Source organism: Jiangella alkaliphila, from assembly GCF_900105925.1.
Taxonomy (GTDB): domain Bacteria; phylum Actinomycetota; class Actinomycetes; order Jiangellales; family Jiangellaceae; genus Jiangella; species Jiangella alkaliphila.
Genome location: NZ_LT629791.1, coordinates 2,091,493 through 2,106,551, shown reverse-complemented (window position 1 = coordinate 2,106,551; position 15,059 = coordinate 2,091,493). Strand labels below are relative to the sequence as shown.

The following is a 15,059-nucleotide window of genomic DNA, read 5'->3' as shown; positions in this document are numbered from 1 at the left end:
AGGCGCGCCGGTGGTTGTCATCCGCACCAGCGGGTGTCGAGCGTGCCGCCGACCCACGTCCCCGGTCGGGTCGGCGGCACACGTCTCACCAACGACGACGGAGCCTGCTTCGGCACTTCGTGCACTGCGGCACCCCGCAACGCGGTTCTTTGATAGCTGATGCGGTGAGCGGCGTTCCATCATCACGTCGTCGCAACACGACGGTCGAGACCGAGCGACACAGCGCCGACCCCTGGCCGTCGCGCGAGGCTCGGCCCGCCGGCATCGCGTGCGTGCGACCCGAGCTGTCCACGGCGATCGCCGGCCGGTCGAGGGCGATCAAGAGATCGTCCAGGCTCACCGGGCCGTCATCGATCTGAAAGCGTTCCAGGTGGCTGATCATCTCTTCGCCCCGGAACGCGTGGGCCGTCTCGATGTGCTTGCAGAGCTGGCGGGCCATCTCCGCGGGCTCAAGATCGTTCGAGAGGCGGAACCAGCAGCGTTCCATCGTACAGATAACGCGTACCATACCTCCGATTCTAGAACGTATGTTCGAACCGGGCAAGCCTCGTCCGCACCCGGCGACGCTCCCGCCGGCCGCCGCGCCCGGAACGGCCGCCAGGCCGCATGCCCGGCGCAAGGTCGAAGCGGGAGCGCGGGCCGCGAAGCGGCCCGCCTTGACGGAGTACAGAAAGTTCTCACCGATCCTAGGCACCTGGCATGTGCTCCGTCGGTTGATGTGCGACAGGCGTCCGTCAGTTGATCTGCGACATCGGTCGTGATCGGTACCCTGATTTGGGGCGTCTCCGTGGGGCGTCCCGGACTCGGGGAGGCCGGGATTGGCATTGGTTGTCTTGTCGGTGGTCGAGCAGCGCCTGGACGCTGTGCGGGCACCCCGGCGACCAGCCCGGTCTCGGCGTCACCCTCGCGCGAGGGCTGGCGAGCACGCGGTGGCGTGACTTCGGCGACCTCGACGCCGCCGCGAAGTACCGCTACGAGCAGGCCTACCTGCCCTACAGCCGACTCACCGACGGCACCGTCCACGACTGGTGACGACCGACGCCGCACTGTTGATCCTGCGCGGGTTCGTAGTCCACTCCCGGGGCCGACCTGGGGTTCTCCAGCTGGGCGTGTCAGTCACCGGGCCGTTGGTCCGGGACGGAGCCAAGCCGGCGTACGGTGTCGCGGGGCACGGTCCTCCACAGCAGCCAGATCGTCACCAGGTAGAGGACCCAGACGAGCGCCACGAACGTCGCCAGGCTGAATACACCGCTGCGTGCCTCTGCGGTCCATCCACCTTCCTCGGCTACCCCGATGACGGATCCGAACAGGCTAACGACAGTCAGGAGCACCGCCACGCCCATCAGCGCGTAGCGGACGCGCGGCTTCCAGCGCTGTGGCGCCTCGACATCGACGCCGTGATCGGCAAAGAGCCGCAGCCAGCGGAGCCCTTCGGGGTCGACCTGCTTCTCCCGGCGAGCCATCCCCCAACCGGCGACGGCGCTTCCTGCGAGCATGCCTGCTCCGGTTGCCGCCCCGCCGCCGGCCGCCTGCCGAAACGCCGACAGGCCTATCGTCGTCATGCCCAGTCGAGTGGCAGCACTCGGCGTCGCCAGTGTGACGTGATAGCTGCGGCCACCGACCACGACCGTCAGCTGACCGACACGCAGACGGGCGTGCTCGACCTCCACGATCGGCACGTCGAAGACGGTCTTCTCCTGTCCCGACTTGTCCAGTACGACCAAGCGGCAACGCCGATCGACTGTAGCGTCCAGCCGACAGGGCGGTTGGCGGCCGATGGGGATCCGTACATACACGCCGAAGGAACTGAATTCGTCCGACGATGGGGGGCTTCCGGTCTCCATAGGTGGACAGACTATCGACATGGCGGAGCCCTCGGCCGACGTGCCGGTACGACTGTCACGCCCGCCACCGCCCCGATGCGTTGATAGGTGGGTGGCCCTGGAAGGACGCGAGCGGGATCTGCGGGACGTGCGGCACCTAACCCCAGCCGTCCGGGTCTCGCAAGTTGTCGACCAGCTCGTTGATCGGCCGCGACATGCGGCGCGTACGGCCGTGCGCAGCATCAAGGGCCAGCGGCCACGGACCGCGCATAGCGCAGTTCACTAGGCCGACTGTCGCAGATCACCCGACGGAGATCTGTCGCACATCAGGCATCGGATCACACTAGGCACCTGGCATTGTCCTGTCGCGGGTGATGCTTGACAGTCGCGTATCAGCTGATGCTTGACCCCGGCCGCTGTCGGGCCGTCGTTGTCGACGATGTTCCGCGGGCATCGTCATGGCGGGAGGAAAGAAGCTGCCTAATCTCTTCGCCAACTGCCTTGCGCAGTGCGCTCGGGCATTGTGGTTGGATGCGAAAGCGTTCCTTGTGCCGCTTCCGCAAACCAGGTTGACCAGCGATCTAGGAATTCGTCCAGTTCACCAACCACAAGGGGTGTGAACGGCCACGCGGCCTGATACTCGGCCATGCCTGCCCAGAGAGCCTTTGCTGACTCTTCCCCGTCGTTGAGGGCGAATGGATTCTCAGCTGAGGTCGACGCACGCATAAGCGGCGAAACCATAAAGGCCGTCTCAAACCACCTATACTCGCCGTCGCTCTGAGCGTCACAGAACCAGATGGAATGAGATCTGCCGTCATATCCGTATGAAGTCCTCGGGATAGAGAGTCGCATCTGCGCCGTGGCAATCAAATCAAATGCTGGCGACTCCCAGCCACCCCAGGTTGGGCGGACTGGCGCGGACCGACGTAGGAAGCTCAACGTCGCGGGACCTAGCTCTAGATGCCAATCACCTCCGGGCCGTCCGGTTTGATGTGCTGCTGCCGCCGCCTCAACGATCGCTACTCGCAGCGCCTCTGAGATTCGCGTGAGGCTGGAGTTTGCGCTCGCAGCCAGGTCGGCCCGCCGCTCTTCTTCGGATCTCTGTGCGCTCGTCTGCCGCTCACGTTCCGCCTGGCGGCGGACCTCAGCTCTGTTTGCGTCCTGGAGTCGCTGGAGGCCCTGCAGGGGAGGTGACTCCAAGACCCTTGCCAGTCTTGCTTGCAGGTTTGAGGGCGCGGGCCGGGCGCCAGCGGCCTTGAAGAGCATCTCTTCGATCAGTGCAGACAGCGAGGCTGGGACGCCATCTAGCGCGGGAGGCTGATCGTGAAGATGCTGGTTCCTATAATCGTGAACGTCCGGCCCTGGGAACGGCCGAGATCCGGTGAGCATTTCAAACGCGATCACGCCTAGGGCGTAGACATCAGTCGCCGCGCTAGCTCGTTCAGCTCGCCATTGCTCGGGCGCCGCATACTGAGGTGTCCACGCGTACTTTCGAGTATCGTCTCCGGTGGTCGCTTCTGCGTACCTTGAGATTCCGAAATCTGCAAGTTGCCAATCCCCGTCAAGTAGCAATATGTTCTCGGGCTTAATGTCCCGATGGACAATTCTGCCACCGATATCAGCGAGGGCTATCGCCACGTCATTAAGGATCGCCACTATGTCCCCGGCGTCGAGGACTTCGCCACGCGAATTTAGGAACTCTCGCAACGATTGCGACGCCCTAGGCATGATAATTATGTAGTGGCGATCAGTTTCGCTCGAATCGATAATGGGGATGACGTTGCGGCAGTCGCTCAGTTCCTCGAATAGCAGCTCCCGCTGAGCTCCAGGGGCCTTAGGAACGAACTTTGCGGCGCCGTCGCCCCACTCGCTCGAAACTGCGATGACGCGACCGAAACCGCCGCCGCCGAGGTGTTCCCCCGGGCGCCACTCGTACTTGCTGCCTCGGATCAATTCTTCGCCGCTCATCAGCCCTCCAGATGCGTGGTTCGGCGCGCGCCAAATGCGGAACACATCCTCGCTCGATGCTGCCACACAGCACGGACAGTTGGATGGCTTGGGAACCCCACGGGGTGGCGACGCCACGCCGACCTACCGAGGCTCAGGGCCCCGTCCAGCGAGGAGGAGCCGGCCAAGCCTCGAAGTCGCACGGAACTCGCATCGTGCGCGGCACCATCCCCGCGATGCGCAGGATCAAGGGCCAACGGCCGCGGCCAGAACCACAAGCACCTCGGCCGAGCGTCAAGGATCAGCCGACACAGATCCGTCAATCATCAACTGCGCCTAGGGCATCCATCCCCGCACCTGCATCAAGGCTCGCCAAGGTCGCGCCTCGGGCCACCTAGGCGCAGCCTTCGTATCCCGCTACTCTCTTACCGTGCGAATAGCCTCGTTGAGCGCAGTGAACATAGGCGGCCTTACGGACTGCGAGATTCAGTTGCCCGACCGCCAACTACTTGCCGTTGCTGGGGCGAATGGGACCGGTAAGTCCAAGCTTCTCGCATGCATAATCAGCCCCTGGACAAGAACGATCCCTGAGCCGCGGGATCCAACACGCGAGGCGCATGTGGTCGTCACGGTAATGTTCGATGACGACGATATCGCGGCGCTCATGCATTTCTCGCGAGAGTCACGGTCGGCCTACACGGGCCATAAGGAAGCGCGGTTCAATACTACGCGAACCCCGTTCTCAGGCGCAGTAACTAGAACCGATCCCCCGGATACGACAATCATGAGCGCCATGCAGAATCGCCAATTTCTGCAGCAGTACCCGTCGCTCAGCCTGGTATATCTCCCCGCCGAACGCCGTCTAGTTCAGCCGCGTAGCATGGAGATCGATCTCAATAAGCTCAGCGACGATGCGTCCTTTAGGGCGCTTGCTGAAGCGCGGAACTCAGGCCTTAGCAGCGGCCAGCTCGACGACCGCGAATTTGAACAGTACGCTATAGCACTTTGCATACAGGGGACGCTGCCATCCGAGGCAGGCGATGATGACGGCGCCAGCCGAAGTCGCTGGGAACAGTTCAAAGAGTCCGTCGACGACCTCCTCTTTCCGAAGGCGCTTGCCCCTCTAACGCGTGAGCACTCCAATGAATTGCGCGTTAGCCTTCCGGACGGCAGCTTCCACCCAGTCAGCCAGTTGTCCAGTGGCGAGCGCCAAGCGCTCATTATTATAAGCCGCGTTTTTCGTGCAGGTGAAGGGCAGAGCCTCATCGCAATCGACGAACCGGACGCGTACCTACATCCTTCACTTAGTTCTCGGCTCATGCTTGCCCTGCGGCCAGGGTTGCAGGACTCCAGTCGAATGATCGTCGCTACGCACAGTCCTGCGATCCTCGATTCCCTGTCACCAGACTCAATTCTCAAGCTCTCACACGACTCTGCGCCTGTGATCACTCAATCGGAGGGCGACCGCCTGCGCCTTTATCGGGACGCAGGGTTTCGAGCAAGTGCACTTACGCAATCCGACCTCCTCGTGATCACTGAAGGCGCATTTGATTCAACAATGCTGCCGCAGTTGGTCCCAGAGCTTGGCGTGGCCAGCATAACGGCAGTTGGCGGTCGCGACCAGGTGCTCAAGACAGTGCAATCGCTAGCGCCGTATGATCTTCCAGTAATCGGCATCGTCGACGGCGATGTGCTTGCGGACGAACCAGGTGTCGAAATAGGCGAGTCTTGCATCGTCTGGCCAGCCGCTGACCTAGAGGGGGTCATCCTCAGCGACGACACGGCTCTACAAGAAATGATTGACGGGAGACTATCCAAGAGCAGCTACGGCGATGCCCACTCTCTCCGGGAAGTGCTGGATCGCCTGTTGCTCGAATTCCGTGAGAGCGCAATATCCGAGGCGGCGCAGAGAGTCTTGCGAAGAAGTCTGCGGGTCGCTTGGCCCAGCCCGAGGGGCGATGATCCGATTGGCCGCCTACGGCACCTCAGTGGAGCATCCACTAGTCTGTCGGCCGAGGCAATAGAAGCTGCGATTTCCGATGCCGCTGCCCTTTGGGAAGCTTCTTCATCGAATCTTTGGAAGATGGTCCGAGGAAAGTGGCTCGTGAATCGGTTCGCGGTCGAGGTGAGCAACTTCAATAACGGTGAATCGCTTCTTCAGGCAGTTGCTGCTCGTCAACCTGCGCTTAGCGGGATATCGCCACTTCGCGTACTCGCATCATCTAGAATTCCAGCCGTCAAGCAGCTGACAGCTGATTGAGCGCTCGTGACCTACAGCGTGTTTGCTCGCACGTCAGAATGGCCAGTCCTTTACGATTTGCACAATTACTCCACCGATTACAGCCACGCCAACAATGGCCGCGCCAATTCGTCGTGGCCACGTCCACCATCCGTCGCCTTGTTGTCCAGTGGAGGTGGACGTGGTGCTTGACACCTGATTGGCGCCCGAAATCGAGGCCGGGCTGTCACTTGTGAAGGTAACGACGTTGCGTTTCCCTTCTACATGAAAATGAACCGCAGCGTCGACTTGCTCAGTGGACGGCAGCTCATCGAGCGTGACATTCGAAACAAGGTCACCGACCAGTTCGACCAGCACCGTGCGCACGCGTCCCACCATTCCGGCGACGGTTACCGGCATTACCTGGTAATAAATGCGTTCGATGCTTTGAAAAGCGCCTAGCTCGTTTGTCCAGAGTGCTGCTAGCTCAGCAAAACCCGGAATGCCCAGCGAGATACTATCCGACCTTCCGGCCATAAGTTCCAGCTCTTCAATCGGCTGCCGGAATTGAAGGTCTTCGGGCAGCTTGCCCTGCGCGAACTTGGGCAACTGCAGATGGCTAATCTGCTGTCCTCTCATCCAGTTGTTGCCAGAGATGCTATCGATGAAAAGAGGTGCGCCCTCAACAATTCGATATTTCGGCAACTCGTCGTCGACGTCATAACCATTCAGTTCCCGATTGGCCCAAGCCTTGAGGTCTGACGAGCCGGTTTCGGCTCCAAGCATGAGGCACGCGCGCAGCAATCCTCCCAACGACTCGGATTCATCGAGCACGCGACGTCGGAGGAGTCGCAGGGCGTTCTCGTCAGACATGCCGCCATCGTACGACCAACCTCGGACACATCGCTCTCAACTAGGGCGAAGATGTCGCGTTCTCACCAGTGCCCGCGTACACGAAGGGCAGTGGATCGCCGGACGCCTCGTCCGCATCTACACCCCACCCCCCGATGACCATCGCTCCGCCGGCTGCACCGTCGTGCGGGAGGTTCGCTCCACGTACGCGAAAGCCAAAGTGCAATGGTCCCTCCATACCTGGTCTTCTCATGGTGATCGTGATGTGGTCACCGGCAACTCTAGATGCATCGGCCGATACGAATACGGCCACCACGACAGTTGGATACTCATCACGCTGGACGAGGACAATGTCGACGTCGGGCGGACCCTTTGGTTCTCCCCCTAACAGGGGCAGCGATTGCACATCGAAACACTGCACGGTGGCGACATGAGAGCGCTGTGTAGAGAAGAGCGACGGGCCGGCGATGTCCGGTGTTCGCCAGGAAGGGCGCCTGCATGAAGCATGAGTTGCCCCGCTCGCGTGTAGCGAGAGGTAGGCCTCGGCGCCAGAACCTTGTGCAGTAAGGTCGACCTGGCCCACTTCGGTGCTTGATACTCCGGCATATGCTCGCCCCCTTGAGGTTGGGGCGTACGGCTGGATGTACAAGCTGGCGTCTCTGGATGTCCAGTAAATGCGCGCTAGCTTTCTGAACGAACCGTCAGACCTCCGCACGACCAGCCGCATGCTCCGAACGGGGTAGTGCTCGCCGGAGCCTCGCGAAACGACCATCGCTCCACAATACAGGTTCGCCGCGCTTCTACTTCCCGCGTGCTTCATCAGGCCGGTTCGCGAGCGCACGACCTATATCAGCCATACTTGTGACAAGTGCATAGGCCCCGGCTCCCATCAGCCGAGCGACTTTACCTGGCTTGTTGGCATAGCCGATGGCCCGCACCCCGGCTCTTCGTGCGGCTTCAATATCGGTCACTGAGTCGCCCACTAGAACGCACCTTGCTGCAGGGACACCAAGCTCGGTTGCGGTCTCAATCAGGTAGGCGGGGTTGGGCTTCATGAGTCTGGGCTCAGGCGAGCGTCGCGCGGCCACGTAGTCGATCAACCCCTCTAGGTCGTGCTCGACTAAGTAGCTCTCCACGGCGGCGGCGGCGTTGTTGCTCACGACAGCCGTTTTCAAACCAGTCGCCCGTGCAGCCTTGACGACGTCGATTGCGCCTGGTGTGGGGACGGCCGAGGCGATGGCGCCGACCTCGGCCGCAACCAGTCGTGCGAAGAGTTCTGCTGTGACCGCTGGCCCATAGTTCGCGCCTTTGCGGTAGATGGAAAGTGGGTCGTCGTCGCGTTCAAGCTGAGCGGTGATCTCCACACCGAGCCGACGGAGTGACTCCCGGAGCCGGTTTGCGACCTCGGGTGCCGGGACGCCGGCGAAGACGCTGCAAATGGGGCCGTCGAAGTCGAGCATCAAGAGTTCGACACCGGCCATGAGCTTGGCGAGTTGTTCGCTGGTGCTGGCGGTCATTGGGTCTTCTCGCGGCCGACGGTGGTCCAGATGCTGTCGAACCAGCGGCGGGCCTGGGCGACGTACTGGGATCCCATGGATTCGTCGTCGTCGGTGGCGGCGTGATGGAACAGGACGGCGTCCTTGCCGCCGAGGTCGAGGATGGTCGTCGGCTCGTCGGCAAGGCTGACCTGGTGCTCGTAGACGGGGTAGAAGCCGAAGAACACCTGGGCGTCGTTGATGATGTACAGCTTGAACATCGGTGGCGTGCCGTGCACACGCATCTCGACGCTGGCCTTCTTGACGAGGCCGATCTCGGCCAGCTCGTTGACCGAGTGGCGTAGCGCCTCGATGTGGCGCACGGCGATGTCGGCCATCCGCTCGCGGATCGGCGGATAGTCGCCCGGTTCGTCGACCCGGCGCGGCAGCGTCCACTGCATGGTGGTGTCGGCGACCAGGATGCGGATGCTGATCTCCTGGGGCGTGAGCCGGCCGGACCTGATGTTGTCCAACGGCTCCTGCATCGCCCCGTGCAGCGTCTCCGCCGTGTAGCCCGAGAAGTCGACCCGGACAGTGCCGCCTTCGAACGCCTGCTCCAGGTGCGGGCGCAGGCCGACCGGCTTCTCGGTGCGCTCGCGCACGAACACCCCGCTCCCCTGACGGGACACGATCAGCTTCTCGTCGCGCAGGATGTCCAACGCGTTCTGCACCGTCTGGCGGGCCACGCCGTAGGTCTCGGCGAGCTTGCTCCCGGACGGCAGCTTCTCGCCGGGCGCGTACTTGCGGGTCAAGATCGCCGCACGCAGCGCGTTCGCGACCTGGATGTACGGCGGGCGCGGGTCGTCCGGGTCAAGTGCCATGCCTTTCAGGATATCGGTAAGTCAGCCAACCTAGACAAATACCTTGACTTGCCTAACCTGCCTAGTTAGCCTGGCCATGTTGGTTGTGTCGTAGAGCGCGGCGCACGGAGCCCAGGGAGGCCAAGAGGTCATGGCGACCTATGCAGTGGACAGCAAGCGGCAGAGGATGACGGCGACCGGTGTGGTCAACGCGGTGCATGAGTGGGAGGACACCGCGGAGGGACGTCGGCAGTCGGAGCGGCAGGCGCTCGATGAGGAGACGCGGATGCCGTTGTGGGGTGTGGAGGTCATCTACCGGACGGTGTCGTTCGGGAACGAGCTGTCGGCTCGGGCGCAGGTGATCGTGCCAGCGCCGTTGAAGCCGGAGATCGCCGAGTTCTCCTCGATCGAGTTCGGCGACCTGGTGGCGTCGCCGCGGGCGACGAAGGCCGGCCAGCTGGTCGAGTCGTGGCGGGCCGGCGGCATCGCGTCGCACACGCCGCCGCGCAAGGACGCCGGCAAGACCACCTCCGGCAGCGGCGACAAGGCGGCCTGACCATGACCGTCATCGAGATCCCCACCGACGCCTACGCGGCCGCCGACTGGCTCGCGGCCCGGCATCCGTGGGTGCGGGAGCTGGTCGAACGGATCGCCGGCCAGATTGACCGGCGGGAGGACTGGCTCGACGTCCTCACCCAGGCCGTGAATGAGAGTGACGGCGATAGTGCCGCGTGGGTGGAGTACGAGCGCCGGCACCCGGCACCGGCCGACGATGAGGCGTTCTGGGAGTGGCACGCGCAGGGTCCGCAGCCCGCACCGCCCGTCCGAGCGTTCGGCGTCATGTCCGGCGGCGAGAAGAGGCTGATCCGTCTGGTCGCCACCCTCGGCAGCCGGGTGCCCTGGTCACCGGCCGAGGTGTCCTTCGACCAGCGCGGCGCAGCGGTGCTCGCGGACTGGCTCGCGATCGTGCACGCCCAGCTCCCGGCGTCGGCGTATCCGGCGGCCAGTGATGACGCGCTGATCGTGCGGCTGGCCGCGGTGAGCGACGCGACGAACGGCGAGGTTCGCGCCGTCTCGCGATGAGACCCCACCGGGGACGGGTCATGGCCTAGGAAACCGCCCGTCCCCGGTGGCCCCAATCAACACCCCCGAATGGAGGGGATCGGTGTGTCCAACCCTACGACCTGGCGGCTCCCGCTCGCCGCTCTCGGCGTCGTCCTCGCGCAACTGCTGACCGTCGCCGTCCTCATGATCGGCGCCGACGAGGTCAAGGCCGAACGGTTAGACACCGTCCGCGACGCTGCGGTGACCCGTTGCGGTGATCGCCCGTGACCGCGCACCCGGCCGCCGCGATGGTTGCGTGTTCCGGCTGCGGACGATCGGTGGCCGCTGTTGCCGCGTGGTTCCACCCCGGTACCGGCGACACCATCTGCGACCTCTGCCACATCGCCGCCCACTTGCGGCACGCGGCCCTGACAGCTTCCCAAGGACTGGTTCGATGACGCCCCGACCCCTGCTGACCGCGAAGAACGTCAAGACCCTCGCGACGTTCGTACAGAACCTGTTCGACCACGACTCGCTGATCCGGAAGCTGCTGCGCGGCCTCGGCTGGGTGACGCTGACGCCGCTGATGCTGCTGCGTAAGCTCCCCCTGGTATTCGCTGCCGGCTGCGTCCTGCTGCTCGCCTACGGCGCGCTGGGCACGGGCGGCCTGGTCCTGCTCGTGGTGCTGCCGCTCATCACGTGGGTCATGTGGCGGCTCGGCCACCCCGAGTCCGCCGAACGGGTCGCCGCGCAGGTGCGGGGACGGTGGCGGTACCGGCGGATCTACCGCAAGCACTGGCCCACCGTCGCCGCCGGCTGCGGCCTCACGGTCCCTGGCTCGTTCGGCCGCCAGGTCGCGCCCGAGCTGATCGGCGTGACGGCGCATCCGGCCGCCGACGCCGTGGTCGTGCGGCTGTTCGCCGGCCAGTCGCCCGCCGACTACGCGGACCGCGCCGACGCCATCGCCCACGCGTTCGGCACGACGCAGGTGCGCGTCCGCTCCGACCAGCCCGGCACAGTCACGTTGCTGTTCAGCACTGGCGACATGCTCACCGACCCGATCCCGGCGATGACACTGGATGCGCAGGACGTGGACTTCGAGGCGCTACCGGTCGGGTTCACCGAGGACGGCAGCCCGTATCGGCTACGGCTGCTCTACAGCCACGTGCTGACGGCCGGCGCGACCGGGTCCGGGAAGGGCTCTGCGCTGTGGTCGACCGTGCGTGCCCTCGCGCCTGCCGTCCCGTCCGGTGTCGTCGAGCTGTGGGGTGCGGACCCGAAGGGCGGGATCGAGCTGGCGATGGGTCGGGCGCTGTTCTCCCGGTTCACCGCCGACGACGAGCCCGGCGACATGGTCGGCCTCCTCACCGACGCCGCCGAGCTGGTCCGCGAACGCTCGAAGCGACTGCGCGGGCACAGCCGCAAACACGTCCCGACCGCGGAGGAGCCTTTCGTCGTGCTGATCATCGACGAGCTGGCCTACCTGACGGAGTACCAGGACGACACCAAGCTCAAGCACCAGTTCAACAAGGCGCTCAAGGTCGTCCTGTCTCAGGGCCGCGCCGCCGGGGTCTCGGTGCTGGCGTTCGTGCAGGACCCGCGCAAGTCCGTGGTCGACGCCCGCAACCTGTTCCCCACCAAGGTCGCACTCCGGCTGGACACCGCGTCCGAGGTCGAGATGGTCCTCGGTAAGGACGCCTGGGAACGCGGCGCGCACGCTGAGTCGATTCCCGAGGCTCTGCCCGGCACCGGGTATGTGCTCGTCGACGGCGACCCCACGCCGGTCCGGATCCGGTTCACGTGGGTCACCGACGACGACATCCGCGCCATGGCCCGCGATTGCCCGGCCGCGCCGCCGGCCCCGCCGCGTCACGGGTTCACCGTCGTCACCGACACCGACGACCAGGACGGCGATGCCTCAGGGGTGGTCGCGTGAGCATGCGGACCCTCGACCACACGGAGTTGGTGTTCCAGCTGGCATCGCTGTCCCACGCTCGCGCGGCCGAGCTGGCCCGTGGCTGCGTCAACCCGATCCGGCTCACCGGCTCGTCGACCACCGTCCACGCGGCCACGGGTGAGGTCGTGCGCAGCTACTCCTCGAACGACGAACCGGATGGGCACATCTACGTGCGCTGCGGGAATCGCCGCGCCGCCGTCTGCCCGTCCTGCTCGCGGGAGTACAAGGGCGACGCGTGGCACCTGCTGTCCTGCGGGCTGGCCGGCGGCAAGACGGTCCCGGAGACGGTGGCCGAGCATCCGGCGACGTTCGCCACCTTCACCGCGCCGTCGTTCGGGGCCGTGCACCGCCACACCCGGCCCACCAACGGCCGCACCGCGCCGTGCCGGGCCAGGCGGGACAGGCCGCGCTGCCCGCACAGCCGGCCGCTGTCATGTGTGCGGCGGCATGACGCCGATGACCCGCAGGTAGGGCAGCCGCTGTGCTTCGAGTGCTACGACTACACCGCGCACGCCGCGTGGCAGTGGTGGGCGCCGCAGCTGTGGCGCTACTTCACCATGGCGCTGCGCCGCCGCCTCGCCCGCGCTGTCGGCCTGTCGATGAAGGCGTTCACGAAGGCGGTCAAGGTCTCCTACACGAAGGTGACCGAGTTCCAGGCCCGTGGCGTCGTGCACTTCCACGTCGTCATCCGTCTCGACGGCCCCGACGGCCCGGCCACGCCGCCGCAGCTGGGCCTCTCGGTGACGGACCTCGAGGACGCGGTACGGCATGCCGCCGCCCAGGCGCACAAGGACGTGCCGATCATCGGCGGGCAGACGCTACGGCTGCGGTGGGGGAAGCAGCTCGACCTGCGCACCATCACCCCCGGCGCCGGGCGCGACAACTCCGACGGGCCAGCACATCCGCACCAGGTCGCCGCCTACCTCGCGAAGTACTTGACGAAGTCGACCGAGGACTTCGGGCTGCCCGTCGCCGGTAAGCTCTACAGCGCCGGTCACGCGGCCAAACGCGGCGCGACCCCGCACGCCGTCCGGCTCATCAAGGCGGCACAGCAGTTGGTTCCCGTCGACGAGGACTACGCCCGGCTCAGGGACCGCTACGCCACCCTCGGCTACCGCGGCCACCCCATCACCAAGAGCCGCGCCTACAGCGTGACCTTCGGCGCACTCCGCTCCGCCCGCCGGCACTGGCGACAGAAGCGCGCCCAACTCCCCGCCGACGCCGACGTACGAGACGTCCTCGACCTCGACCAGGAGGCGGCCGACGACACCACCACGCTCATCGTCGTCGGCGACTGGCACTACGCCGGACGCGGCTACCTCGACACCGCAGCCGCCGCCAACGCCACCCGCTCAGCCAACCTCGCCCGCATCCGCCGTGCCGATGAGGCCACGACGGTATGAGCGAGGCCACCACACCGGGCAAGAGATCCGCAGTCTCACGGAAGGACACACTCATGGATCGGCTGTTGACCGTCGATGAGGCCGCCGAAGTTCTCGGCACCACATCCAGGTTCCCCCGGCGGCTGATCGCCGAACGGCGCATCCGCTTCGTCAAGGTCGGCCGGCACGTCCGGATCCCCTCATCCGTGCTCGCCGCGTTCATCGCCGACTCCACCGTCGAGCCAATGGAGATTCGCTGGCATGGCGGCCAGGTGGTGCGCTGATGGCCGGCCGTCGCCGGTTCGGCAAGATCCGCAAGCTGCCGTCCGGTCGCTATCAGGCGTCGTTCATCGGCCCGAACGGCCAGCGGCAGAACGCGCCCGACACGTTCCGCACCAAGACCGACGCCGGCCAGTGGTTGGCGCGCGTCGAGGCCGACCTCAGCCGCGGTACCTGGCTGGATCAGCACCTCGGCCGGCAGACGTTCGGCGAGTACGCCGAGAGCTACCTCGACGAGAACCCGGATGTCGGGCGGCGCTGGGCAGAGACGTGCCGGCGGAATATGCGACTGCACCTGAGCAAGCTGCTCGACGTACCGTTGGTCGCGATCACGCCGCCGGTCGTGCGGTCGTGGTACGCGGATGCCCTCCGGGGCACGGGCGGCAAGACCTCAATCGCGCAGTCGTACCGGTTCCTTCGTACGGTCATGAACGCGGCCGTCCGAGATGAGGCGATCACGCGTAACCCGTGCATGATCCCCGGAGCCGGCTCCGTCAAGGCCCGCGAGCGCAAGATCGCCACGCCCCAGCAGGTGGCCGAGCTGATCACCACGATCACTCCGGAGCGCTACCGCGCCGCCGTGGTACTCGCCGCCTGGTGTGCGCTGCGGCGCGGTGAGGTCTGTGGCCTGCGTCGGGAGGACGTCGACTTGGAGAAGGGCACGGTGTGGGTGCGGAACAACCACGTCGAGCTGCTGGAGTCGAGGGTCCGCTACGACAAGGACCCCAAGACCGAGGCTGGCAAGCGTGAGATCTCGGTGCCCCCGCACGTCCTGGTCTTCCTGGTCGAGCACGCCGAGAAGTGGTCTGGCCCTGAGTTCTTCTTCGTCGGCCGCGATGGTTCGCGGATGCGCGGGAACGCCGTGTACCTGGCGTTCAAGCGTGCCCGCATCAAGGTGGGCGTCGACATCGCCTTTCACGACCTGCGCCACACCGGGCAGAGTCTGGCGGCGGCCGCCGGCGCTACGCTCGCGGACCTCAAGAAGCGGCTCGGCCACTCGTCGACGGCGGCGGCCAACCGGTACCTTCACGCTTTGGACGGTCGTGACGCCGAAGTCGCCAAGGCTCTGAGCGACCTTGCTCGACGGGCAGCGATCGGCCAGGATGCCCCGGAGGATCAAGCATCGTGAGACACGCGAAGGGCGCGATGACCCTGATCATGGTCATCTACCTGCGGTTTCGGATGCGTCTCCTAAGCGGAGGGTCGCAGGTTCGAATCCTGC

The 15,059-nt window shown here is 65.3% G+C and carries 15 protein-coding genes; 9 read left to right on the top strand and 6 right to left on the bottom strand.

The features are described from left to right. Positions 1-85 precede the first annotated feature (85 nt). The gene (locus BLV05_RS09860) at positions 86-508 is read right to left on the bottom strand and encodes a hypothetical protein (protein ID WP_046766700.1); all 423 of its coding nucleotides are present in this window, start codon (positions 506-508) and stop codon (positions 86-88) included. A 320-nt stretch (positions 509-828) separates the two neighbouring features. Here BLV05_RS09860 and BLV05_RS09855 point away from each other — a divergent pair, with 320 nt between their 5' ends. Beyond that, the gene (locus BLV05_RS09855) at positions 829-1,032 is read left to right on the top strand and encodes a hypothetical protein (protein WP_046766701.1); all 204 of its coding nucleotides are present in this window, start codon (positions 829-831) and stop codon (positions 1,030-1,032) included. 80 nt (positions 1,033-1,112) lie between these two features. Here the strand turns inward: BLV05_RS09855 and BLV05_RS09850 are convergent, their stop codons facing one another. Next, a complete protein-coding gene (locus tag BLV05_RS09850) occupies positions 1,113-1,724 on the bottom strand; it encodes a hypothetical protein (RefSeq protein WP_046766702.1) in 612 nt (203 codons plus the stop codon). Between the two features lie 579 nt (positions 1,725-2,303). Continuing rightward, a complete protein-coding gene (locus BLV05_RS09845; RefSeq protein ID WP_046769574.1) occupies positions 2,304-3,791 on the bottom strand; it encodes a serine/threonine protein kinase in 1,488 nt (495 codons plus the stop codon). A 763-nt stretch (positions 3,792-4,554) separates the two neighbouring features. On the opposite strand from BLV05_RS09845, the gene BLV05_RS09840 reads away from it, so the two are divergent. Next, positions 4,555-6,030, top strand: coding sequence for an AAA family ATPase (locus tag BLV05_RS09840; RefSeq protein WP_160312757.1), 1,476 nt, complete (start codon positions 4,555-4,557; stop codon positions 6,028-6,030). A gap of 33 nt (positions 6,031-6,063) precedes the next feature. Here the strand turns inward: BLV05_RS09840 and BLV05_RS35700 are convergent, their stop codons facing one another. From BLV05_RS35700 to BLV05_RS09830, 3 genes are all read right to left on the bottom strand, one after another. Beyond that, a complete protein-coding gene (locus tag BLV05_RS35700; RefSeq protein WP_152690812.1) occupies positions 6,064-6,861 on the bottom strand; it encodes an AbiTii domain-containing protein in 798 nt (265 codons plus the stop codon). Positions 6,862-7,640: 779 nt separating this feature from the next. Further along, on the bottom strand, positions 7,641-8,357 hold the full coding sequence (locus BLV05_RS09835; protein ID WP_046769575.1) for an HAD family hydrolase: 717 nt from the start codon (positions 8,355-8,357) through the stop codon (positions 7,641-7,643). After that, positions 8,354-9,196 (bottom strand): GntR family transcriptional regulator, encoded by an 843-nt coding sequence (locus tag BLV05_RS09830; protein WP_172860630.1) that lies wholly within the window; start codon positions 9,194-9,196, stop codon positions 8,354-8,356. The genes BLV05_RS09835 and BLV05_RS09830 overlap by 4 nt, the downstream gene beginning before the upstream one ends. A 130-nt stretch (positions 9,197-9,326) precedes the next feature. On the opposite strand from BLV05_RS09830, the gene BLV05_RS09825 reads away from it, so the two are divergent. From BLV05_RS09825 to BLV05_RS09795, 7 genes are all read left to right on the top strand, one after another. Further along, the gene (locus tag BLV05_RS09825) at positions 9,327-9,731 is read left to right on the top strand and encodes a hypothetical protein (protein WP_152690813.1); all 405 of its coding nucleotides are present in this window, start codon (positions 9,327-9,329) and stop codon (positions 9,729-9,731) included. A gap of 2 nt (positions 9,732-9,733) precedes the next feature. Further along, on the top strand, positions 9,734-10,258 hold the full coding sequence (locus tag BLV05_RS09820) for a hypothetical protein (protein ID WP_046769577.1): 525 nt from the start codon (positions 9,734-9,736) through the stop codon (positions 10,256-10,258). A gap of 84 nt (positions 10,259-10,342) precedes the next feature. Next, complete coding sequence (locus tag BLV05_RS09815; protein WP_157524232.1) at positions 10,343-10,507, top strand: hypothetical protein; 165 nt, start codon at positions 10,343-10,345, stop codon at positions 10,505-10,507. Positions 10,508-10,673: 166 nt separating this feature from the next. Continuing rightward, on the top strand, positions 10,674-12,155 hold the full coding sequence (locus BLV05_RS09810; protein WP_083421297.1) for an FtsK/SpoIIIE domain-containing protein: 1,482 nt from the start codon (positions 10,674-10,676) through the stop codon (positions 12,153-12,155). Positions 12,156-12,157: 2 nt separating this feature from the next. Continuing rightward, complete coding sequence (locus BLV05_RS09805) at positions 12,158-13,579, top strand: replication initiator (protein ID WP_083421296.1); 1,422 nt, start codon at positions 12,158-12,160, stop codon at positions 13,577-13,579. 53 nt (positions 13,580-13,632) lie between these two features. After that, on the top strand, positions 13,633-13,842 hold the full coding sequence (locus BLV05_RS09800) for an excisionase family DNA-binding protein (protein ID WP_046770325.1): 210 nt from the start codon (positions 13,633-13,635) through the stop codon (positions 13,840-13,842). Next, positions 13,842-14,966 (top strand): site-specific integrase, encoded by a 1,125-nt coding sequence (locus BLV05_RS09795; RefSeq protein WP_046770324.1) that lies wholly within the window; start codon positions 13,842-13,844, stop codon positions 14,964-14,966. Before BLV05_RS09800 ends, BLV05_RS09795 begins: the two co-directional genes overlap by 1 nt. The last annotated feature ends 93 nt before the right edge of the window (positions 14,967-15,059 follow it).